This window comes from Amycolatopsis sp. NBC_00355 (assembly GCF_036104975.1).
Taxonomy (GTDB): domain Bacteria; phylum Actinomycetota; class Actinomycetes; order Mycobacteriales; family Pseudonocardiaceae; genus Amycolatopsis.
Window position 1 is genome coordinate 4,900,986 of sequence record NZ_CP107982.1, and the last position, 21,786, is coordinate 4,922,771.

Annotated in this window: 18 protein-coding genes; 10 read left to right on the plus strand and 8 right to left on the minus strand. The window is 71.2% G+C overall.

What is annotated here, in order from left to right; translation table 11 throughout:
* Positions 1–36 precede the first annotated feature (36 nt).
* Genes OHS18_RS21580 through pdhA form a run of 3 tightly spaced genes read right to left on the minus strand, consistent with a single transcriptional unit; the run spans position 37 to position 3,300 of the window.
* Positions 37–1,236 carry a dihydrolipoamide acetyltransferase family protein gene (locus tag OHS18_RS21580; protein WP_328618282.1) on the minus strand — a complete coding sequence of 400 codons (1,200 nt, stop codon included), beginning with the start codon at positions 1,234–1,236 and terminating at the stop codon, positions 37–39.
* Positions 1,229–2,224 (minus strand): alpha-ketoacid dehydrogenase subunit beta, encoded by a 996-nt coding sequence (locus OHS18_RS21585; protein WP_328618283.1) that lies wholly within the window; start codon positions 2,222–2,224, stop codon positions 1,229–1,231. Before OHS18_RS21585 ends, OHS18_RS21580 begins: the two co-directional genes overlap by 8 nt.
* Positions 2,224–3,300 (minus strand): pyruvate dehydrogenase (acetyl-transferring) E1 component subunit alpha, encoded by a 1,077-nt coding sequence (gene pdhA / locus OHS18_RS21590; protein WP_328618284.1) that lies wholly within the window; start codon positions 3,298–3,300, stop codon positions 2,224–2,226. Before pdhA ends, OHS18_RS21585 begins: the two co-directional genes overlap by 1 nt.
* Before the next feature lie 77 nt (positions 3,301–3,377).
* On the opposite strand from pdhA, the gene OHS18_RS21595 reads away from it, so the two are divergent.
* Positions 3,378–3,911 carry an Lrp/AsnC family transcriptional regulator gene (locus OHS18_RS21595; RefSeq protein ID WP_442874358.1) on the plus strand — a complete coding sequence of 178 codons (534 nt, stop codon included), beginning with the start codon at positions 3,378–3,380 and terminating at the stop codon, positions 3,909–3,911.
* A gap of 185 nt (positions 3,912–4,096) precedes the next feature.
* On the opposite strand, the gene OHS18_RS21600 is transcribed toward OHS18_RS21595, so the two are convergent.
* The gene (locus OHS18_RS21600; RefSeq protein ID WP_328618285.1) at positions 4,097–4,507 is read right to left on the minus strand and encodes a GNAT family N-acetyltransferase; all 411 of its coding nucleotides are present in this window, start codon (positions 4,505–4,507) and stop codon (positions 4,097–4,099) included.
* 279 nt (positions 4,508–4,786) lie between these two features.
* Between OHS18_RS21600 and OHS18_RS21605 the strand changes: the two genes are divergently transcribed.
* Together OHS18_RS21605 and OHS18_RS21610 are read left to right on the plus strand one after the other, a co-directional pair.
* The gene (locus OHS18_RS21605) at positions 4,787–7,381 is read left to right on the plus strand and encodes a glycoside hydrolase family 3 protein (RefSeq protein ID WP_328618551.1); all 2,595 of its coding nucleotides are present in this window, start codon (positions 4,787–4,789) and stop codon (positions 7,379–7,381) included.
* Positions 7,382–7,446: 65 nt separating this feature from the next.
* Entirely contained in the window at positions 7,447–9,051 is a 1,605-nt protein-coding gene (locus OHS18_RS21610) for a DUF885 domain-containing protein (protein WP_328618286.1), read from the plus strand.
* Position 9,052: 1 nt separating this feature from the next.
* Here the strand turns inward: OHS18_RS21610 and OHS18_RS21615 are convergent, their stop codons facing one another.
* The 3 genes from OHS18_RS21615 to OHS18_RS21625 all read right to left on the minus strand — a co-directional run bounded on the left by OHS18_RS21615 (position 9,053) and on the right by OHS18_RS21625 (position 11,198).
* The gene (locus tag OHS18_RS21615) at positions 9,053–9,493 is read right to left on the minus strand and encodes a hypothetical protein (protein WP_328618287.1); all 441 of its coding nucleotides are present in this window, start codon (positions 9,491–9,493) and stop codon (positions 9,053–9,055) included.
* A gap of 8 nt (positions 9,494–9,501) precedes the next feature.
* Positions 9,502–9,984: a hypothetical protein gene (locus tag OHS18_RS21620; RefSeq protein WP_328618288.1), complete on the minus strand. Its 483-nt coding sequence runs from the start codon at positions 9,982–9,984 to the stop codon at positions 9,502–9,504.
* A 101-nt stretch (positions 9,985–10,085) separates the two neighbouring features.
* Positions 10,086–11,198: a PucR family transcriptional regulator gene (locus OHS18_RS21625; protein ID WP_328618289.1), complete on the minus strand. Its 1,113-nt coding sequence runs from the start codon at positions 11,196–11,198 to the stop codon at positions 10,086–10,088.
* A 116-nt stretch (positions 11,199–11,314) separates the two neighbouring features.
* Here OHS18_RS21625 and OHS18_RS21630 point away from each other — a divergent pair, with 116 nt between their 5' ends.
* The 5 genes from OHS18_RS21630 to OHS18_RS21650 all read left to right on the plus strand — a co-directional run bounded on the left by OHS18_RS21630 (position 11,315) and on the right by OHS18_RS21650 (position 15,669).
* Complete coding sequence (locus tag OHS18_RS21630; RefSeq protein WP_328449891.1) at positions 11,315–12,181, plus strand: esterase/lipase family protein; 867 nt, start codon at positions 11,315–11,317, stop codon at positions 12,179–12,181.
* Positions 12,178–13,926 (plus strand): AMP-binding protein, encoded by a 1,749-nt coding sequence (locus OHS18_RS21635; RefSeq protein WP_328618290.1) that lies wholly within the window; start codon positions 12,178–12,180, stop codon positions 13,924–13,926. The genes OHS18_RS21630 and OHS18_RS21635 overlap by 4 nt, the downstream gene beginning before the upstream one ends.
* Positions 13,927–13,981: 55 nt before the next feature.
* Complete coding sequence (locus OHS18_RS21640) at positions 13,982–14,206, plus strand: hypothetical protein (protein WP_328618291.1); 225 nt, start codon at positions 13,982–13,984, stop codon at positions 14,204–14,206.
* A gap of 63 nt (positions 14,207–14,269) precedes the next feature.
* Positions 14,270–14,542, plus strand: a complete 273-nt coding sequence (locus OHS18_RS21645) for a helix-turn-helix domain-containing protein (protein WP_328449885.1) — start codon at positions 14,270–14,272, stop codon at positions 14,540–14,542.
* A 98-nt stretch (positions 14,543–14,640) separates the two neighbouring features.
* Positions 14,641–15,669, plus strand: coding sequence for a trypsin-like serine peptidase (locus tag OHS18_RS21650; protein ID WP_328449883.1), 1,029 nt, complete (start codon positions 14,641–14,643; stop codon positions 15,667–15,669).
* Positions 15,670–15,729: 60 nt separating this feature from the next.
* Here the strand turns inward: OHS18_RS21650 and OHS18_RS21655 are convergent, their stop codons facing one another.
* A complete protein-coding gene (locus OHS18_RS21655; protein WP_328618292.1) occupies positions 15,730–18,873 on the minus strand; it encodes a GH92 family glycosyl hydrolase in 3,144 nt (1,047 codons plus the stop codon).
* 167 nt (positions 18,874–19,040) lie between these two features.
* On the opposite strand from OHS18_RS21655, the gene OHS18_RS21660 reads away from it, so the two are divergent.
* Positions 19,041–19,736 (plus strand): response regulator transcription factor, encoded by a 696-nt coding sequence (locus tag OHS18_RS21660; protein WP_328449879.1) that lies wholly within the window; start codon positions 19,041–19,043, stop codon positions 19,734–19,736.
* Entirely contained in the window at positions 19,729–21,510 is a 1,782-nt protein-coding gene (locus OHS18_RS21665) for a sensor histidine kinase (protein ID WP_328618293.1), read from the plus strand. The genes OHS18_RS21660 and OHS18_RS21665 overlap by 8 nt, the downstream gene beginning before the upstream one ends.
* The last annotated feature ends 276 nt before the right edge of the window (positions 21,511–21,786 follow it).

The following is a 21,786-nucleotide window of genomic DNA, read 5'->3' on the forward strand; positions in this document are numbered from 1 at the left end:
ACCACCGTCACATCCGGCCAATGCGGCCGGTGAGTCTCACAGGTCGCCCAGGGCCGTGACCGGTGACTCGACGCAGTCCGCGACGAACCGCAGGAACCCGCCCGCCGTGCCGCCGTCGCAGACGCGGTGGTCGAACGCCAGCGTCAGCTCGCACACCTTCCGCACGGCCAGCTCGCCGCCGGCCACCCACGGCCGGTCGATGATCCGGCCGATGCCGAGGATCGCGGCCTCCGGGTGGTTGATGATCGCGGCCGAGCCGTCGACGCCGAAGACGCCGTAGTTGTTGACCGTGAACGTGCCGCCGGTCAGGTCGGCCGGCGCGAGCTTGCCGTCGCGGGCGGTGCGGGCGCGGTCGCCGATCGCCGCCGACAGGTCCCGGGTGGACAGGCTCCCGGCGTCGCGCACGACCGGCACCATGAGCCCGCGGCCGGTCTGCGCGGCGAAGCCGAGGTGGATCTTGTCCAGCACCACGATCTCGTCGCCTTCGACGCGCGAGTTCAGCTCGGGGTACTTCTTCAGCCCCGCCACGGCGAACCGGGCGATCAGGCCGAGCAGGCTGACCGGCCGGTCGGTCTTGGCGTTCAAGGCCACGCGGGCGGCGACCAGCTCCGACGCGTCGACGTCCACCCAGACCGTGGCCTCGGGGATCTCGCGCCGCGACGCCGTCAGCTTGTCGGCGACGACCTTGCGGACGCCGGTGAGCGGGATCCGGCGTTCACCGTCGGCCGGCTTCTTGGCCAGCAGTGCTTCGACGTCGGCGCGGCGGATGATCCCGTCCGGGCCGGTGGCGGTGACCTTCGCGAGGTCGATCCCGTTGTCCGCGGCCATCTTCCGGACGAACGGCGAGATCACGCCGGGCGCCTTGGCTTTCACAACGGCTTTCACGACGGGCGCTTCCACGTGCCGGACGCGCTTGCGGCGGGTCGTCGGCGCGGTGCCGTAGCCGATGAGGACGTTGCCGCTGCCCGATGACGTGGTCGACACTGTCACGCCGGGCTCGGCGAAGCCGCCGACGCTCAGCAGCGGCGCACCGACCGGCAGCAGCTGCCCGGGCTCGCCGTGCAGCGCCGACACCACGCCGGCGAACGGCACGGGCACCTCGACCGCCGCCTTCGCCGTCTCGACCTCGACGACGATCTGGTCGATGCCGACGGTGTCGCCCACCTTGACGTGCCAGTTCAGGATCGCCGCCTCGGTCAGGCCCTCGCCGAGGTCCGGCAGCAGGAAGTCAGGCACCGGCCACCACCGGGGTGTCGGCCCACTGCAGCCGGGCGATGGTGTCGAGGATCCGGTCGACGTCCGGCAGCTGGTGGCGTTCCAGCTTCGGCGCGGGGAACGGGATGTCCAGGCCGGTCACGCGCAGCACCGGCGCGTGCAGCTGGTGGAAGCACTGCTCCGTGACGCGAGCGACGACCTCCGCGCCGTAGCCACCGAAGCCCGCGGCCTCGTGCACGACGACCGCGCGGCCGGTGCGGCGCACCGAAGCCGTCACGGTCTCGTCGTCGAACGGGCTCAGCGACCGCAGGTCGACGACCTCGACGTCCCAGCCCTCCTCCTTCGCGGCCTCGGCGGTCTCCAGTGCGGTGGCGACCATCGGGCCGTACGCGATGAGCGTGACGTCCTTGCCCGGCCGGCGGACCACGGCCTGGTCCATGGCCGGACCGCTGCGGGTGAAGGAGACCTCTTCGGACGACCAGTAGCGGCACTTCGGCTCGAGGAAGACGACCGGGTCCGGCGAGTCGATGGCGTCGCGGAGCAGGTCGTAGGCGTCCTGCGCGGTGCCCGGCGTGACGACGCGCAGGCCCGGCGTGTGCGTGTAGTAGGCCTCGCTGGAGTCGCAGTGGTGCTCGACGCCGCCGATCCCGCCGGCGTAGGGGATCCGGATGACCATCGGCAACGAGAGCGCGCCGCGGGTGCGGTTGCGCAGCTTCGCGACGTGCGAGGTGATCTGCTCGAACGCGGGGTAGGCGAAGGCGTCGAACTGCATCTCGACGACCGGGCGGAAGCCGCCCATGGCCATCCCGACGGCGAACCCGACGATGCCGGCCTCGGCGAGCGGGGTGTCGAAGCAGCGGTCCTCGCCGAAGTCGGCGGTGATGCCGTCGGTGACCCGGAAGACACCACCGAGCGCGCCGACGTCCTCACCGAACACGACCACGTTGTCGTCGTCCTTGAGCGCGTCCCGCATGGCGGCGTTGAGCGCCTGCGCCATCGTGGTCGTCATCAGGCCTCCAGCTCGGCTTTGAGGGCCGCCCGCTGCGCTTCCAGGTGGCGGGTCGGCTCGGCGTAGACGTGGTCGAACAGCGACAGCGGGTCGAGTTCGGGTTCGGCGTTGAGCGTGTCGCGGACGGTCTGGGCGAAGTCCTCGGCGTCGCTGCGGAACTGCTCGATTTCGTTGTCGCTGAGGGTCTTCTGGGCCTTGAGATAGGTCTCGAGCCGGGTCACCGGGTCTGCTTCGCGCCACTTCGCGACTTCGTCGGCTTCGCGGTAGCGGGTGGCGTCGTCGGCGTTGGTGTGGGCGTCGATGCGGTAGGTGTGGGCCTCGACGAGGACCGGGCCGTTCTTGTCCCGCGCGTGCTTCACGGCGTCGTCGAGGACGCTCAGGACCGCGACGGCGTCGTTGCCGTCGACCTGCTCCGAGCGCATGCCGTAGCCGATCCCCTTGTACGCCAACGCGGCCGCGGCGCTCTGCTTCTCGAACGGCACGGAGATCGCGTAGCGGTTGTTTTGCACGAAGAAGACCACGGGAGCCTTGAAGACGGCGGCGAAGTTGAGCGCCTCGTGGAAGTCGCCTTCGCTGGTGGCGCCGTCGCCGATGAGCGCGAGCGCGACGCCGTCCTCACCGCGTCGCTGCATCGCGTGGGCGAGCCCGGTGGCGTGCAGGGTCTGCGTCGCGAGCGGAGTGCACTGCGGCGCTACGCGCGTCTCGGCGGGGTTGTAGCCACAGTGCGCGTCGCCGCGAAGCAGCGTCAGGACTTCGCCGGGCTTCAGGCCGCGCGCGATGAGAGCGACGGAGTCGCGGTAGGTCGGGAAGAGCCAGTCCTGCTTGGCGAGGGTGAGCGCCGCGGCGACCTGGCAGGCCTCCTGGCCGGCGCTGGAGGGGTAGACGGCGAGGCGGCCCTGCTTGGTGAGCGCGGTCGCCTGGACGTCGAACCGGCGGCCCAGGACCATCAGCCGGTAGGCCTCCTTGAGCCGCTCTCGGGACGGCTCGCCGTAGCCGCCGTGCTGGTCGGCACGCGTCCCGTCCTCGGCGACGAACCGCACCGGCGACGCGGACGGCAGCAGGGTTTCCGTCGCCATGACGCTCACCACCTCTCGCAGACATATGATGCTCAGATGGTGGTTCTCGGCGGTGTTGTGTTCAAGGGTTGCGGGAAATGAGCGACAAACAGTCTTTATCAGCCGGTTCCGGTGACCAAACGTCCGCGTCGGGTTCGGCTACGTCCGGACTCGCGGGACGGACGGTCGCGCCCCTGGACGACGTCGACCGCGCGATGCTGGCGGAGCTGTCCGCGGACGGCCGCCTGGCGGTCCGCGCCCTGGCGGAGCGCCTGCACATTTCGCGCACGAACGCGTACGCGCGGCTGGAGCGCCTGATGGCGGAGGGCGTGATCACGGGCTTCGGCGCCCGCATCGACCCGCGCCGCGCGGGCCTGGGCACGTCGGCGTACATCGTGGTGACGGTCGAGCAGACGTCGTGGCGCACGATGGCCACGGACCTGCACGAAATCCCGTACGTCGACCACGTCGCCCTGGTCGGCGGCGACTTCGACATCCTGCTGCTGGTCCGCACCCCGGACAACACCACACTGCGCGACGTGGTCCTGGAGCGTCTGCAGGCCCTGGAAGGGGTCCGCTCGACGAGGACGTGGCTGATCTTCGAGGAACTCCCCGGCTCAGTCCTGGCCTGATCCCGTGTCGTCCCCGCAATCACGCGTGATGCCCTCCAATCACGCGAGTCACGCGCCCAATCACGCGAGATCCGCTCCCGGTCACACGAGATCCGGATCCAGACACGCGATCCGGGGCGCACTCCGCGTACCTGGACAGTCGGCTCGCGCACCTGGACAGTCGGCTCGCGTACCTGGAGGGTCGGCTACGTGAAGTCCCACTCCAGGACGACCTGGCGGCCTGTCCCCGCGCCGCCGGCGCGGCGGTACGTCGCCTGGGCCGCGGCGTTGTCCTCCTCCGTCACCACCCACATGTCGTAACACCCCCGCGAACGGGCCAGTGCGGCCAGCTCCGTCACCAAGGCCGAGCCGAGGCCGCGGCCTTGGAACGACGGGGAGACGCCCAGTTCGTACAGGAACATCTCCGTGCCCTTGTCCGGGTGCGTCATCTCGACGCCGGTGACCATCCCCGCCGGGACGTCGTCGACGTACGCGAGCAGCAGGTGATGACCCTCCGAAGCGAGGAATCGCTCCAGTGCCGCCAAAACCGGCGGGTCGTCGAAGAGGTGGCCCGCGGCCAGTGCCGGCGCGGACGTCGTGATGCGGCGGATGTCCATCCGGCCATCCTGGCAAACAGCGCAGCCTCTGCGGGCAGAACGGCTGCCCTCGCGCACCCTTGACCCGGCCCGACCTGCGCGGTAATGGGGTGCCGCCCACCGGACGACTCTTATTTTATGGCGAGAATTAACGAAGAGCGTACCGGCCGGAAACTATTGACGCCGTCCCCGTTGCCCGGTGAGGATCGGCCGGTCCGCCGCCCTCGCAGAATGGACCAGACCATGGCCGGAAGATCACGCGCGTGGTCGCGTGCGCGTCGAAGTTCGCTCGTCACGCTGATGAGCCTGAGCCTGCTCGGCGGGGTCGCGCAGGCGGCACCGCTGCAGGCCCAGGCCGCACCGGCACAGCCCGTCATCGGGAAGCCCGCCCTCGACAAGAACGGCTGCGCCAAGATCGAGAAGGCCCTGCCGACCCTGGCGGACTGGCCCAAGGTCGACAGCCAGGTCAAGGGCAAGGCCGGCGACGAGGCGCGCATCGCCCAGATCCTCGCGGGGATGACCCTCGAGGAGAAGGTCGGGCAGATGACGCAGCCCGAGATCACCTCGATCACCCCCGACGAGGTCCGCCAGTACGCCATCGGCACCGTCCTCAACGGCGGCGGCGCGTGGCCCGGCGGCAACAAGCACGCCACCCAGCAGGACTGGCTGAACCTCGCCGACTCCTACTGGAACGCCTCCAAGACCAGCCGCACGAAGATCCCCGTCATCTGGGGCATCGACGCCGTGCACGGCAACAACAACGTCTACGGCGCCACCGTCTTCCCGCACAACATCGGCCTCGGCGCGGCGCACGACCCGTGCCTGGTCCGCGACGTCGCCGGCGCCACCGCCCGGCAGGTCCGCTCGACCGGCCAGGACTGGGCGTTCTCGCCCACCCTCGCCGTCGTCCAGGACGACCGCTGGGGCCGCACCTACGAGGGCTTCTCCGAGGACCCGCGGATCACGCGCTCCTACGGCTACGAGGACATCAACGGCCTCCAGGACGGCGCCACCAGCCGCATCGGCTACAACGGCGTGATCGCCACCGCCAAGCACTTCATCGGGGACGGCGGCACGATCAAGGGCCAGGACCAGGGCGTCAACCCGTCGTCCGAAGCCGACATGATCAACATCCACGGCCAGGGCTACTACGGCGCGCTCGCCGCCGGCTCCCAGACCGTGATGGTGTCGTTCAACAGCTGGACCAACCCGGACCTCGGCATCAACGAGGGCAAGCTGACCGGCAGCAGCAAGGCCATGAACGAGATCCTGAAGGGCAAGATCGGCTTCGACGGCCTGGTCGTGTCCGACTGGAACGCCATCGGCCAGGTCCCCGGCTGCACGAACTCCTCGTGCCCGCAGGCGATCAACGCCGGCATCGACGTCGTGATGGTGCCCGCCGACTGGAAGGCGTTCATCACCAACACCGTCGCCCAGGTGCAGGGCGGCCAGATCCCGATGTCGCGGATCGACGACGCCGTGACCCGCATCCTGCGCGTCAAGCTGCGTGACGGCATCTTCGAGTCGCAGAAGCCGTCCGACCGCTCCTACGCCAACTCGGACGAGGCGCTGAAGGACAACTGGCTGGCCCGCGACGCGGCCCGCGAGTCGCAGACGCTGTTGAAGAACAACGGCAACGTGCTGCCGCTCAAGCCGAAGGCGAAGGTCCTGGTGGTCGGCAAGAGCGCCGACAACATCTCGAACCAGACCGGCGGCTGGACGCTGAGCTGGCAGGGCACCGGCAACACCAACGCCGACTTCCCGAACGCCACCTCGATCCTGACCGGCATCAAGCAGGACCTCGGCGACGCCAACGTCACCTTCGACGAGAAGGGCGACATCGACCCCAAGGGCTACGACGCCGTCATCGCCGTGATCGGTGAGACGCCGTACGCCGAGGGTGTCGGCGACCTGACCCGCAAGACGCTCGAGGCCTCGAAGCTCTACCCCGAGGACGCGGCCGTGCTGGACAAGGTCAGCGGCAAGGGCACCCCGGTCGTCACCGTCTACGTCGGCGGCCGGCCGCTCTACATGAACCACGAGATCAACCGCTCGGACGCGTTCGTCGCGGCCTGGCTGCCCGGCACCGAGGGCGGCGGCGTCGCCGACATGCTGGTCAAGGGCAAGGACGGCACCGGCTACCAGGGCACGCTGTCCTACTCGTGGCCGAAGAGCGCGTGCCAGTCGCCGCTCAACCCGTGGTCCCCGGACTACGACCCGCTGTTCAAGCTGGGTTACGGCCTCAAGACCGGCCAGCGCGTCACCCTCGGCCAGCTGGACGAGACCCCCGGCCCGGCGACCTGCGGGTCCACCGGCGGCGGCGGGACGGCGACCGAGGACCTGTCGATCTTCGACCGGACCGACGTCGCGCCGTACACGAGCCAGATCGGCTCGGCGGAGAACTGGGGCGGCACGGTGATCGGCCCGGACGGCACGGCGGCGCACAGCGAGATCAACGTCGTCCCGACCGACGTCAACGTGCAGGGTGACGGCCTGAAGGCGACCTGGACGGGCACGGGAGCGGCCCAGCTCTACATGCAGAACACGGCGGGCACGAACGACCTGCGCAGTTACCTGAACGCGGACGGGGCACTGGAGTTCGACACGACCGTGCAGCAGGCACCGGTCAACCGGACGGTGATCAGCATGCACTGCGTCTACCCGTGCTTCTCGGAGGTGAACGCGACGAAGCTGTTCACCGACCTGGCGGGCGGCGCGAAGACCACGGTGAAGATCCCGTTGTCCTGCTTCAACAACGGGCTGGACTTCGAGCACATCAACACGCCGTTCCTGGTCTACACCGACGCCGCGTTCCAGGCGTCGTTCGCGAACGTGCGGTGGGTCCCGAACGGAGCGAAGGATCCGGACGCGAGACCCTGTTCGAGCTTGACCTGACGACCGGCCGGGCCGGGAGCGGAAATCCGCTCCCGGCCCGGTTCGTTTCGGGCCACGATGAACCGATGACCACCGACGCGACCGCGCTCGCCGACGAGCTGCTGCACGTGCTGGGCACCTACATGCCGCTCGAAGCGACCTTCGTCGGCATCGAAGGCCACGACGCCGAGCTGGCCGATCCCGGCGAAGCCGCCCAGCAGCGGCTGCGGGCGCGGGCCGCGGACATCCTCGCCCGCGCGGAAGCCTCCGAAGACGACGACCGCGTGACGCTCGGGGTCGTCGTCCAGCAGGCCGAGGCCATCCTCACCCAGCTCGACGCGCGGGTCGTCGAGTTCACCCTGGCCGATCCGATGTTCGCGGTCGGCATCAGCCACCTCGCCTTCCTGCCCCAGCTCACGCCGTCGGGCGAGCGGGGCGCGGCCGGCTTCCGGGCCCGGCTGGCCGCCTTGCCCGCGTTCTACGAAGCCCTCGCCCAGCGCCACCGCGACGGTCTGAAAGCCGGCCGCACGCCGGTCGAGCGGATGGTCGGCACCGCCGTCGCGTTCCTGGACCGCTTCCTCGCGCAGGAGACGCCGTTCCCGGGCCACGAGCAGCTGGTCGCGGACGTCGTGCGGCCCGCGCTGACGCGCTACCGCGACGTGCTCACGACGGAGATCGCCGGGCACGGCCGCCCCGACGACCGGCCCGGGCTCTGCTGGCTCGAAGACGGCGAAGCGACGTACGCGGCCCTGGCCCGGATGCACACGACCACCGGCCACACCCCCGCGGAGCTGCACCAGCTCGGCCTGGACGTGCTGGCCGGGCTGGAAACCGAGTACACCGAGCTCGGCGGCCGGGTCTTCGGGCTGACCGACCCGGCCGAGGTGCGCCACCGGCTGCGGACCGACAAGAGTCTCCGCTGGCGCGACGCCGGGGAAATGCTCGAGACGGCCCGCGCCGCCGTCGCCCGCGCGACCGCCGCGGCGCCGGACTGGTTCCCGCGGACGCCGGCGGCCGAGTGCGTCGTGCGGGCCGTCCCGGAGCCGGAGGCGCCCGTCGCCGCCCCCGCGTACTACATGCCGCCCGCGCTCGACGGCTCACGGCCGGGCGTCTACTACACCAACACCCACGAGGTCCGCTCGCGCGACCGGTTCATCGCCGAGACGGTGGCGTTCCACGAAGCCGTGCCCGGGCACCATTTCGAGAACTCGCTGGCGCAGGAGCTGACCGGGTTGCCGCAGCTGCGCCGGATCGCGCCGGTGACCGCCTACAGCGAGGGCTGGGGGCTCTACACCGAGCGGCTGGCCGACGAGATGGGCCTGTTCTCCGGCGACCTGATGCGCCTCGGCGTGGTCGCCGAGGACTCCGTCCGCGCCGCGCGGCTGGTGGTCGACACCGGCCTGCACGCGCTGCGCTGGACCCGTGAGCAGTGCGTCGGGTTCCTCCGCGCGCACACCGTGCTCAGCGAGGTCGAAGTGCAGTCCGAAACCGACCGGTACATCGAGTGCCCCGGGCAGGCGCTGGCCTACATGACCGGCCGGCTGGAGCTCGTCCGGCTGCGCCGGTTCGCCGAGGAGGCCCTCGGGGATTCCTTCGACATCAAGGAGTTCCACGGCGTGGTGCTCGGCGGCGGGCCGGTGCCGCTGAAGGTGCTGGACGACGTCGTGCGTGCCTGGGTCGCGTCCGGCTGATTCAGTGCTGCATGCCGTAGGACTTCTGGCACGGGTAGCCGTCGCCGGTGGCCGACCAGCTCGCCGGGTAGCCGCTCTGCGCCCACGCCGCGTAGGCCTGGGCGTAGGTGTAGCCGCGGGAGTACAGCCACTGGCACGGCGTCTGGCCGGCCGAGGGCGTGATGCTGATCCACGGCTGGGCGTTGTACCAGCTCGGCTGCGCGTACCACTGGCTCGTCACCGCGGCGCCCTGGCTCTTCGGCTGGACGTAGACGGTCTGCGGCGCCGGTACGACGACCGTCTGCGGCGCCGGCGCGGTGACGGTCGGCGTGCTCGGGGCCGTGACGGTCGCCGTCGAGGCCGGGGCCTGGGCCGCGCTGCCGGCGAGCGTGCGCCCGGGAAGCCCGCACGCGCCCAGGGCGAGCACGGCGGAAATCATCGCGGTGGCGCGGAGAATACGCATGGTCCTGCTCATTTCGTCCGGGTCATGTGACTGCCGGCGAGAACGCCACCGGAAACGGTGTAGGAACCGGAAAAGACGCGGGTGCTGCCGTCGGTCTGCACCGCGGACAACACGACGTACACCGTGTTCCCGCGGACGTCGGTGACGGTCACCGTGTCCCACGACGTCGTCGAGAAACCGTTGACGTACTTGGTGTACCCGCCGCCCCCGGCGATTCTGCTGCCACCGAGCGACCACGCCGTGGTGAAATCGCGGCGGTTGAGCGCGTCGTAGTAGGCGATCACCGTCTGCGCCGCCGACGTGTCCACCGGCGCGACGTAGACCGGCGGCTGCTGCACGTAGACGGTTTGCGGCGCGGGCACCGCGATCGTGCTGGTCACCGCCGTCTGCCGGCTCGCCGCGACCGGGACCGGCACACCCGCCACGGGCACGCCACAGGCCGCGGCACCCACCATGACGAGGGCGGCGACGAGAATTCCGGGAGCTTTCATGGGAAATCAACTTCTTCCGTGTTCGCCACCCAGGAATCGGCCGCCCGCGGCATTCTGCAACGCTTTCCCGGAAACGCGACCCAAGCGTTACTCCGTTGGATTCAGACGTTCTGCCGCGCGATGTCGTAGGCCGTCATCGCGGCGGCCAGATGACGGGCGTCGGCGGCCTGCGTCGCGTCGTAGCCGGTGATCAAGTGAATCCGGCCCAGACGGTAGGTCAGCGTGTTGCGGTGGATGCTCAACGCACTCGCCGCTTCGCCGCGGTTGTACCCCGAGACGACGAACGCGCGCAGGGCGTCGATCAGGTGCGGGTGGTCTTCGAGCGGGGCCAGCACCCGCGCGAGCGCGTCGCGTGCCGGGCTCGGGCGGGCGAGCTGGTACTCGATGGCGAGGTCGGCCAGCCGGTAGAGCCGCGCGGGCCGCCGCAGGTTCTCCGCCAGGGTCAGGACTTCCACGGCTTCGGAGTGCGCCGCCGGGATGTCCGCGTGGGTCTCCGCCCGGGCCGCGGCGGCGGTGCAGGGCCGGCCGCAGATCTCGTCGACCCGCGCGGCCACGGCGTCGGCCGCGACGCCGTCCGGGACCAGCAGCACCCCGCCGTCCCCCTTGAAGGTCACCAGCACCTGACTGTCCACATCGGACCGGACGGCACGGAAGAGGTCCGTCGCCGCCCGGGAGCCGGCCGACGCGGGCAGCGCGGGCAGGTGGAACACGACGACGTCGTAGCTCTCCGGCAGTTCGCGACGGCGCACCGGGCGGCCCGCGAGCAGGCTCGCCGCGAGATTCTGCCGGTCTTCGCGCTGTTCCCAGTCGAGGTCTTCCCGCTCGCGCAGGTACGCCTCGGCCACGCGCGGCATCACCTCGCCGAGGAAGTCGAGCATCCGGGCACCCAGCACGGCCCGGTCGCCGGTGAGCTGCTCCCAGGCGACGCTCGCGGCGAGCGGGTAGATCTTGAGCACGGCTTCGAGCGGCAGGCCGTCGCGGGCGCGCTCGGCGCCCCAGGCGATCGGCAGGGCCAGCTCGTCCTCGGTCGGGCGCCGGCCTTCGGCGACGGTGGTGAGGAACAGCTCGAACACCGCGGTCGCGTTGGCGACCAGGTCACCCGCCAGCACGCTCGCCGGCAGCAGCCGGTATTCGGGGATCTCGGCCGCGCACCGGGTGATCATCGCGCTGGCGATCTCACCCGATCGAGGGAACAGCTCGGCCACTGGATCCATGCCACATTGTCACCATGCACAAACGGCCCCGGCAAGTTTCTGCGTGTTCTGCCAGCAGACAGCCTTGATCTTGTGCCGCATGCTGTGCATACAAACCAGACCGAAGGGACTTCGCAATGGCGCGGGGAACAAAACGATGGCTGGCCGGGCTCGGGATCGCGAGCCTGCTCGCCCTGGGCGTGGCGGCGCCGGCCCAGGCCACGACCACGGCCGGCGGGAACAACGACTTCGGCTGCCGCCCGAGCGCCGCGCACCCGAACCCGGTCGTGCTGCTCCACGGCACCTTCGCCACCTACTACGAGGACCTCAACTTCCTCCAGGCCGACCTGGCCGCCCGCGGCTACTGCACGTTCTCGCTGACCTACGGCGCCTACCCGCAGTTCCCGTTCGCGGGCGGGCTCAAACCGGTCGCCGAATCGTCGGTCGAGATCAAGAACTACGTCGAAAAGGTCCGCGCGGCCACCGGCGCGGCCAAGGTCGACGTCGTCGGGCACTCCGAAGGCGGCCTCCAGTCGCTCTACCTGGCCAAGATGCAGGGCATCCAGAGTGAGATCGGCAAGGTCGTCGCGATCGCGCCGCCGACGCACGGCGCCAACGCGTCCGGGCTGCTGACGCTGGCCTACACGCTGCTCGGCAAGAGCACCTGGGACACCATCGTCAAGACGATCGGCCTGCCGATCTTCGCCGACGAGCTGGACGGCGGCGCCGCGATCGTCGCGCTCAACACCGGCCCGGTCGCCCAGCCCGGCATCGACTACACGATCATCACCTCGCGCTACGACGAGCTGGTGACGCCGACCGAGACGTCGTTCGTCCGCGAGCCGGGCGTGCACAACAGCTACGTCCAGGACTCGTGCCCGTTCGACCCGGTCGGGCACATCGGCGAGGCCTACGACCTCAACGTCTGGCACCTGGTGCGCAACGCGCTCGACCCGGCGCACGCCGCGCCGATCCGGCTCTGCGCCGTGGGTTCGCCCGGATGACCTGGCCCCGCTACGACGGCCCCGGGGACCTCGCGGCGATCGAGGCCGTCCCGCTGGCCGACCGCGGCCTGCCGGAGAGCACGTACGAGCTGCTCCGGCAGGCCGGGAGCCGGTTCGCCGACCGCCCGGCTCTCACGCTGCTGCCCTCGGGCGAGGCGTGGGAGCACCCGGAGACCTGGACCTACGGCGATCTGCTCGCCCGCGTCCACCGGATCGCGAACGTGCTCACCGACCTGGGCGTGACCCGGCGGGACGCGGTCGGCCTGCTCGCGCCCAACAGCGGCGACGTCTTCGCGGCGACGCTGGCGGCCCAGGCCGTCGGCATCGCCGCGCCGGTCAACCCCGGCCTCGCGCCGCACCAGGTCCGGGAGCTGCTCGAGACGTCCGGCGCCCGCCTGGTGATCGCCGCGGATCCCGGCCTCGACGTCGGCCGCCCGGTGCTTTCGCTCGCGGAACTGGGGTCCCGCGCCGACGCGGCCGATCCGGTCCGCCTGCACGCCGAGCCGCCGCGGGGCACGGACTTCGCGGGCTACTTCCACACCGGCGGCTCCACCGGCACCCCGAAGATCGCCGTGCACACCCAGGCCGGCGAGGTCGGCATGGCCTGGACGCTCGCCGCGTCCACCGGCGACGACGACCTCGTGCTACTCGCCGCGCTCCCCCTCTTCCACGTCAACGCGCTGCTCGTGACCGGGCTCCCGCCACTGTTCAAAGGCCAGCACGTCGTCTGGGCGGGCCCGCTCGGCTACCGCGACCCGGCGCTCTACCCGGTGTTCTGGCGGATCGTCGAGCGCTACCGGATCGGCGCGATGTCCGCCGTGCCGACGGTCTACGCCGTGCTCGCACAGGTCCCGCTCGACGCGGATATCTCCTCTCTCACGTTCCCGATCGTCGGCGCGGCGCCCTTGCCCGCGGCCGTACGCCGGCAGTGGCGCGAACGCACCGGCGTCGACCTGGTCGAGGGGTACGGCCTGACCGAGGGCACCTGCGCGTCCGCCCGTGGCTTCCCGGGGGTGTTGCGCCCCGGCACGGTCGGGCAGCGAATGCCGTACCAGGAGGTCAAGGCCGTCCGGATCGACGGCGACGGCCGGACGGATCTGCCGCCGGGCGAAACCGGCGTGCTGGTGATCCGCGGCCCGAACGTCTTCCCCGGCTACCTGCGCGACGGAAAGCCCGACCCGGCGGGCAAAGTCGTCGACGGCTGGCTCGACACGGGCGACCTGGGCAGCGTCGACGCCGAGGGTTTCGTCCGGCTGGCCGGCCGCGCGAAGGACCTGATCATCCGCGGCGGCCACAACATCGACCCGGCGACGATCGAAGAGGCGTTGCTGGCGCACCCGGCGGTCTCGGGCGCGGCCGCCATCGGCCGCCCCGACCGCCACTCGGGCGAGGTCCCGGTGGTCTACGTGACCCTGCACGCGCCCACGCCGTCATCGGAACTGCTGGCGTGGGCGGCCGCCCGGGTCCCGGAGCGCGCGGCCGTCCCGAAGGACGTCCACATCGTCCCGGAGATCCCGCTGACCGCGGTGGGCAAGCAGTACAAGCCGGCCCTGCGCCAGGACACCCTGCGGCGGGTGGCCGAGGCCGAGGTCGCCGCCCTGGGCCTCGACGCCGAGGTGACCGTGGAACTGGACCGCGACGAACCGGTGGTCGTGGTGCACGCGACCCCCTCCGCGACCCTGGAGTCCACTTTGGACAGCTACGCTTTCCGCTGGCGCCACACCGGGCGATCACCCGATTCGTAGTCCGTTCCCCCTCCGCCGCAGTGGTATTCTCGGAAAGCGGGAGAGGGTGGTTCGGATGTCCCGGAAAAAGGCGTTCCTGGTGCTCGCTGTGGTCGCGGGGCTCGCGGCCGCCGGGCTCAGCGCCGCCGCGGCCCGCCAGGCCCCGCCGGTGCCCGGCCCCGAAACCGCCGTGGAGCACCGCAACCCCCAGGACCCGGGCGAAGTCGACCGCCACTGGACACCCGATCGCTTCCGGCAGGCCGACGAGAACATGCGCCACCAGAGCGGTCCGGCGGACTAGGCGTATCTGCACCCCGGCCGCCGGCCTCTTCTCCGTGCGGGAATCCGGCTCCGGGGGGAAACGATGGACGGCGACGACTTCTCGACACTCGAACACCGGCGGAACCGCGTCTTCGAACGTCTCGAGCGGCTCAGCGCGCGGGAGCGCGAAATCCTCGTCCTCCTCGGCCACGGCCTGTCCAACCGTGGCATCGCCCGCCGGCTGGACATCAGCGAACGCACCGTGAAATTCCACGTCAGCAACGTCCTGATCAAGCTGCGCGTCGAATCGCGGCTGCAGGCGGGCTCGGTCGCCAGCCTGCTCATCTCCCGGCCGGGCCACCACGGCCTCCCCTGAACGGCGCAACTCCAAGGTCCAGTGTCGCCACCGCCCCGCGCGGCGGGAAGCTGGCTGCCGGGCGGGATCGCCGCCCCGGGGGAATCTGGAGGTACCCGGTGAAAAGTATCGGATGGGCAGGGGGAGCCACCGTCCTGGTGGTGCTCGGAGGCATGCTGATGCACGGCTCGGCGCAAGCCGCGACAACGGCCGATGCGGTGCCGGGCAAGGCTTCCGCCGCGGTCGTCCACCACTCGGCCGCGCCCGAGCAGGACGTCCTGAGCCACTGGACGGCCGAGCGGATGCGGACCGCCGAGCCGGTCGACGTACCGAAGGAACAGCACGGGGCCGAACCGCAGACCCACGTCCTGCCCGCGAAGTCCGCGCCCGGGTCGACGAGCCCGGCGGGCGGGAAGCAGGGCGCGGCCGCACTCGCCGCGCTCAGTCAGTCGCAGGTCTGGACCGCCCACGGCCAGATGCCGGCGTCGACCGTCGGCAAGCTGTACTTCGACGAGCCCGACGGTGGCCATTCGTGCACCGCGAGCGTGCTCAACTCGGCCAACCGCAGCATGATCTGGACCGCGGGGCATTGCGTGACCGACGGCGCGAAGCACTGGTACACCAACTTCGTCTTCGTCCCGGACTACGCCGGTTCCGGTGAGCCGCTGGGCCGCTGGACCTGGAAGTCGCTGTCGGCGCCGAACGGCTACTTCGACGGCAAGGACAGCGACTACGACGTCGCGGCCATCACGCTGTGGCCCCGCAACGGCGCCAGCGTCGCCAACGTGACCGGCTGGCAGGGTTACAAGTTCGGCTCCGGCTACGACTGGAACGTCTACGAGTTCGGCTACCCGTTCGACACGCACCCGGCCCGCGCCGGCATCACCGGGCAGCAGCTGCGCTACTGCACCGGCACGACGTGGCGCCCGGGCATCTGGCCGTTCCAGCCCGACCAGGAGGCCATCCACTGCGACCAGGGCCACGGCGCCAGCGGCGGTCCCTGGCTCGACGACTTGCAGCTCGCCCGCGGCTGGGGCTACCTCGTCGGCAACGTGAGCTACCACCCCGACGACAACTCCGACGAGGAACGCAGCCCGCACTTCGGGGACGCGGCGATCAACGTCTACAACGCCCAGCAAGCCGCCTGACCCACACCACGTCGTGAGTGTTCAGGGCGGTTCTAACCGCCCTGAACACTCACGACGTCCCTAGCCGAGGCCGATGGCGAACACGTGCAGGTCCGGGTCGGCCGGCAGGGTCACCGAGGCGATCTGCTTGCCCGCCGGGGCTGCGAACGGCGCCGTCGCGTAGACCGACGCGCCGCCGCCCGGCCCGCCCGGCTGGTTGCGGTGGTCGGCGCGCGCGACGAGCGTGTTGCCGAACACCGGATCGGTACCGCCGCCCGGGAACACCCAGTCGCCGAAGGACAAGTCGGCCTGGCCGGTGGTGCCGTCGGTGAAGGTGACGGTCGCCTTGGCCTGGTGGTCGCCGTTCGACGCCGTGCCGACGAAGGACAGCCGGGTCCCGGACAGCCGGATCGTCTGCCCCGCCGGGACGACGTTGTCCGGGCGGCCGGCCGGCGCCGCGGGCCAGGTGAACGTCGTGCCCACCGCCTGGGCAGGCTTACCGCCCACCAGTCCCGCCGCGGCCAGCGCCTCGCGGGAGAGGCTGTTCCCGGCGCCGTCGATGTCCGCCGAACCCACGTCGCCGTCGTCCGAGATGCCGACGTTCGAATACGCGGCGGCGAGCCCGCCCTTCGGCGCGACCAGCACGATCACCGAGCCGGGCACCGACGTCGAGCCGCCCCGGACGGTCACCGGGACCTGGTAGTAGCCCTCGGGTGTCCCGGCGGCCACCGAAACCGTCAGCTTCGCGGTGCCGCTGCCGGTCCGGTCGTCGAGCCGGACCTGCCGCGGCCCCGTGACCGTCAGGCCGGCCGGCGCCTTCGTCGTAACGTCCAGCGTGCGGTCGTGCCCGCCGAGCCGTTGCGCGCTGACCGTGGCCTCGCCCGTGCTGCCCGGCTCGACGACGACCTGGTTGGTCGCCGACGTCAGGAACGGCTTCTCCTTGTCCTGATAGGACGGCGGCGCCGAGTTGGCCGCCCACCGTTTGTCCGGAGTGGACTGCAGCGAGAAGTCCAGCCGGGCGCCGTCGCGCACGGTGTTCGCGGGCAGGTAGGTGCGGTCCCAGTCACGGCCGTTCAACGACAGGTCGTGGACGTACGGCGTGCCTGAAGACGCCTTCGGCGCGCGGATGTCGATCGTCCGTCCCTTCGGGAGCGACAGCACGGCCCGCTCGAACAGCGGGCTGTGCACGACCAGGTCCGGCGTGCCCGGCGTGGCCGGGTAGATGCCGAGCGCGGCCCAGACGTACCACGACGACTGCGCGCCGAGGTCGTCGTTGCCCGGCTCGCCGTCCGGCGTCGCGCTGAACAGCGTCGTGGCGATCTCTCGGACCACCTGCTGGGTCTTCCACGGCTGCCCGACGTGGTTGTACAGCCACGGCACGCCGAAGTCGGGCTCGTTGCCGGCCCACATGTTCGGCTCGTTCGGGCCGACGTTCAGCTTCTGGAAGAACGTGTCCAACCGCTGTGCAACGGCGGCCGGCCCGCCCATCGCCGTCACCAGGCCGGCCGGGTCCTGCGGGACCAGCCAGGTGTACTGCGCGGCGTTGCCCTCGTCGAAGCCGTCCTGGCCGAACTTGCCGGGCGGTGGCGGGACGTAGGCCGGGCCGTCCGGGAAGCGCCCGTCCTGCCCGCGCGGCTGGATGTACCCGGTGAGCGGGTTGAAGATGTTCTGCCAGTTCTGGCCGCGCCGGGTGAACTCGCGCGCGACGTCCCGGTCGCCGATGCCCTGGGCGAGCTGCGCGATGGCGAAGTCGTCGATCGCCCACTCCAGGGTGATCGACGCGCCGACACGGGCGTGGTCGCCGCGGGAAGCGTCGTTGTTCGGCAGGTACCCGCGGGCGACGTAGTCCGCGATGCCCTTGCGTTCCTGGTACGCGCCGGGCGTGTCGTCGACCGAGGTCGCGCCCTTGACCAGGTACTTCAGCGCCGTCTTGACGTCGAAGTCCCGCGCACCGAACGCGTAGAGGCTGGAGATCAGCGCGACCGAGCTGTCGCCGGTCATCTGGCCGGTGTAGTCGTTCGCCATCGGCCAGCGCGGCCACCAGCCGCCCTGCACGGCGTCGTTGGTCAGCGACTGCGCCATGTCGCTGGCTTCCGCCGGGAACAGCATCGCCTGCAGCGGCGCGAGCGAGCGGTAGGTGTCCCAGTCGGAGAAGTTCGCGTACTGGTGCCGCCCCTTCGGCAGCGTGCGGATCCGGTCGTCGAAGCCGATGTAGCGCCCGTCGGCGTCGTCGAACGTGTTCGGGTGCATCAGGGAGTGGTACAGGAAGGTGTAGAACGTCTTGAGCTGCGCCGCATCGCGACCCGCAACCCGGATCTTGCCCAGCGCCTGCGTCCACTTGTCCCTTGTGGACTTGCGGACAGCGCCGAAGTCGAAGCCCGGTACTTCGGCGGCCGCGTTGGCCTTCGCGCCGTCGACGCCCACATAGGACATCGACACCTTGGCGTGCACCACGCTCTGTCCGCCGAAGGTCAGGTACGCGCCTGCCTTCGGCGAGTCGACGCTGTCGGTATCCGGCTTGACGCTGGAACCGTCCCAGGTGCCGTGCGCGGTGAACGGCTGGTCGAAGGTGATGTCGTAGTAGACCGTGTACTTGTTCGGCTTGCCGCAGAAGTTGCCGGTGGTCGCCGAGCCGCTGACCTCGCGGTCGCCGGTGATCTTCAGGTCGGCCTGCGAGTTCCCGGCGAGGCTGGCGCCGCCCTTGACGAGCACCTGCGCGTTCGCGCCGGCCGGGAAGGTGAACGCGGCGAGCCCGGTGCGCGTGGTCGCGGTCAGCTCGGCCCGGACCTTCGAGTCGGCGAGCGTCACGGCGTAGTAGCCCGGCTCGGCCTTCTCGTCGTCGTGGGTGAAGTGCTCGGTGCGGTCCCAAGGCGCGCTGCCGACGTCGCCGGTGATCGGCAGGATCGGCACGTCACCGAACGCGTTGCAGCCGACCGAGGCGTGATCGAGGCTGAAACCTCGGATCTGATCACTGTGGTACTGGTAGCCGGCGTACGCGCCCTGGGTGTCCGGCGAGAACTGCATCATCCCGAAGGGTGCCGCCGGGCCGGGGAAGTTGTTGATTTCGCCGACCGAGCTGCCACCGCTGCCGGTCCCGATCAGCGGGTCGACGTACGCCGCCGGGTCCTCCACCAGCGGTGACATCGTTGTCGGAGCCGCCGAAGCGACGCCGGGGACCCCGATCACCGCCGTCGCGACGATCGCCGCCATGAGCCTGACTCGCACCGATGCCTCCCGAGGCTGCCCCAGCCAACACTGCCTGGACATCCGACCTTTGCCTGCCGGCGGGCCCGGGGTCAACACTTTGACAAAGACCTGGCTCGTTCCCCTGAGGTATGAAGATCCGGTCAGGATCGGGTGGGAGGGGTGTCAGGACGCCTACTGTCTACGCCGTGTGCGCACGTGTACTGGTCGCCGAGGACGACGAGAAGCAGGCCGAAGTCCTCCGGCTCTACCTCGAGAGCGAAGGGCACACGGTCGTGCTGGCCCCCGACGGCCGGGCCGCCCTCGACGAGGCCCGCCGCGACCGCCCCGACCTGCTGGTCCTCGACGTGATGATGCCCAAGGTCGACGGCCTGGACGTCTGCCGGATCCTGCGCGGCGAATCCGACGTCGCGGTGCTGATGCTCACCGCCCGGGCCACCGAGGACGACCTGCTGCTCGGCCTGGACCTCGGCGCGGACGACTACCTGACCAAGCCCTACAGCCCGCGCGAGCTGATGGCCCGGGTGAGAACGCTCCTGCGGCGGACGGCCGCCCGGCGCGAACCGGCCGACACGGCGTTGCGCGCGGGCGGGCTGCGGCTCGACCCGGTGCGGCACGAGGTGTCGGTCGACGGCCGCCCGGTGGAGACGACGCCGGGCGAGTTCCTGCTGCTCGCGACGCTGATCAAGCAGCCGGGCCGGGTGTTCACCCGGCGTCAGCTGCTGGAGCTGACCCGCGGCGACGACCGGTTCGTCAGCACCCGGATCATCGACGTCCACGTGCTCAACCTGCGCAAGAAGCTCGAGCCGGACCCGGCGAAGCCGCAGTACCTGCTGACCGTCTTCGGCGTCGGCTACAAGTTGGCCGCCGAGAACAGTGCGTAGGCCGTTTCCGAGAAGACGCAGCCTGGTCCTGCGGCTGTCGGCCGTCTCGCTGCTCATCGCCCTCGGCTCGATCGCCGCGACGGCGTGGCTCGCCGTGCAGACCACCACCCGCGCGATCCAGCAGGAACAGGGCCAGGCCCTGTCCGACGACGCGATGATCTACACCCGGCTGCTCGGCTTCGCCGCGGCGAACCACAGCTGGGACCAGGCCGGCCCGAAGCTGCGGGCGCTGGCCGGGGAGACCGGCCGCCGGATCGTCGTGACCACCATCGACCGGCGGGTGCTGGCCGACTCCGGAGGCGCGCCGGTCACGCTGCCGGTGAAGGCGAGCGCGTCGGTGGACCCGCTGCACGTCGACCCGGTCTTGATGCCGGGCGCCGGGACCAGCGGCATCGACCCGCGTGCGGTGGGGCCGTTCCGGCTGCCGCCCCGCGAACACGAGGACCTCGCCGCCCTGGCCGAGAAGGCGGTCCGGTGCCTCGACGACATGGGCCTGCGCAGCGAGGTGCAGGACTCGCCGAGCGGCCGGCCCCAGATCAGCGCGCCCGACCCCGTCACCGCCCGCTACTTCGCGGCCAAGTGCGGGTTCTACGAGCTCGCGGACCCCACGCCGACCGAGCAGGCCGCGCTCACCAGCCTCAACGACGCCGTGAACACCTGCCTCCAGCGCCGGGGCTCGGGGCAGGTGAAGCTCACCCTCGACTTCGAGGCGCTCGGCACCTCCGACCAGGGGCCGGCCGGCGCCTGTATCGACACGGCACGGCGTGAGCAGCTCGCGCCGTACGTCGCGCCGCCCGCGCTGCTGTTCACCCTCGGCCCGGGCGACTCGCCGGTGCCGACGTTCACGCTCTCGCGGGAGAACCTGACGCGGATCCTCGCGGTGACCGGCGGGGTGCTGGCGCTGGCCGTAGCGATCACCGTGCTGGTCTCGACGCGGTTGTCGCGCCCGCTGCGGGCGCTGACCGAGGCGGCCGAGCAGGACCGGCCGGCGCCGGTGAAGTCCCGCGACGAGGTGGGTTACCTCGCGACCGCGTTCAACGACCTCACCGCGCGCCGCGAACGCATCGAGGAGCAGCGCAAGGCGATGGTCAGCGACATCGCGCACGAGCTGCGCAACCCGCTGAACGTGATCCGCGGCCGGCTGGAGGCCGCCGAGGACGGGCACCTGCCCTTCGACCAGGCACTGAGCTCGTCGCTGCTCGAAGAAACGGTGCTGCTGCAGCACATCGTCGAGGACCTGCAGGACCTGGCCGCGGCCGACGCCGGGCACCTGCGGCTCTACCCGGAGACCGTCGACGCGGCCGAGCTGGCCGGCCAGGTCGCGGCCGCGCATGCCGACCGGGCCGCCGCGGCCGGTGTCACGCTGTCCGTCGAGGCCGCCGGGGAAGCCCGGCTGACGGCCGACCCGGTCCGCCTGCGCCAGGTGACGGGCAACCTGGTGGGCAACGCGATCCGGCACACCCCGGTCGGCGGCCGCGTCACGATCCACGTCTCGTCCACTGTGGACGAGGTCGTGCTCGCGGTCGCGGACACCGGCACCGGGATCGCCCCAGAGCACCTGCCGCACGTGTTCGACCGGTTCTGGCGGGCCGAGAAGTCCCGCAGCCGCCAGACCGGCGGCAGCGGGCTCGGCCTCGCCATCGTGCGCCACCTCGTGCAGGCGCACGGCGGCACCATCGCCGTCGAGTCCGAAGTGGATAGTGGCTCGACGTTCACGGTCCGGCTACCGAAGGCGGATCTCCGTGGTGAGGGTGCCGGGGTGCGGGACGCGTAGGACGTGCAGCCGGCGGGCGCCGTCCCGCAGGAAGGTGACGGCGGTGGCGCTGACGGTCGCGGCGAGCGGGGGTACCCCAGCCGATGGTGATCGTCGTACCCCCGCGGCGGATCGTGAGGCCGGACGCCGTCGCGGCCGCGTTCGCGCCGTAGGTGACCGGGGTGCCGTCGGTGAAGGTGACGTGGTCACCCGGGTGCAGGACCAGCGGGACCTGTTCGGTCAGCTCCGCGGGTGTGAAGAGCCGCCGCACCGGGGCGCCGGGCCGTACCCGCCGCG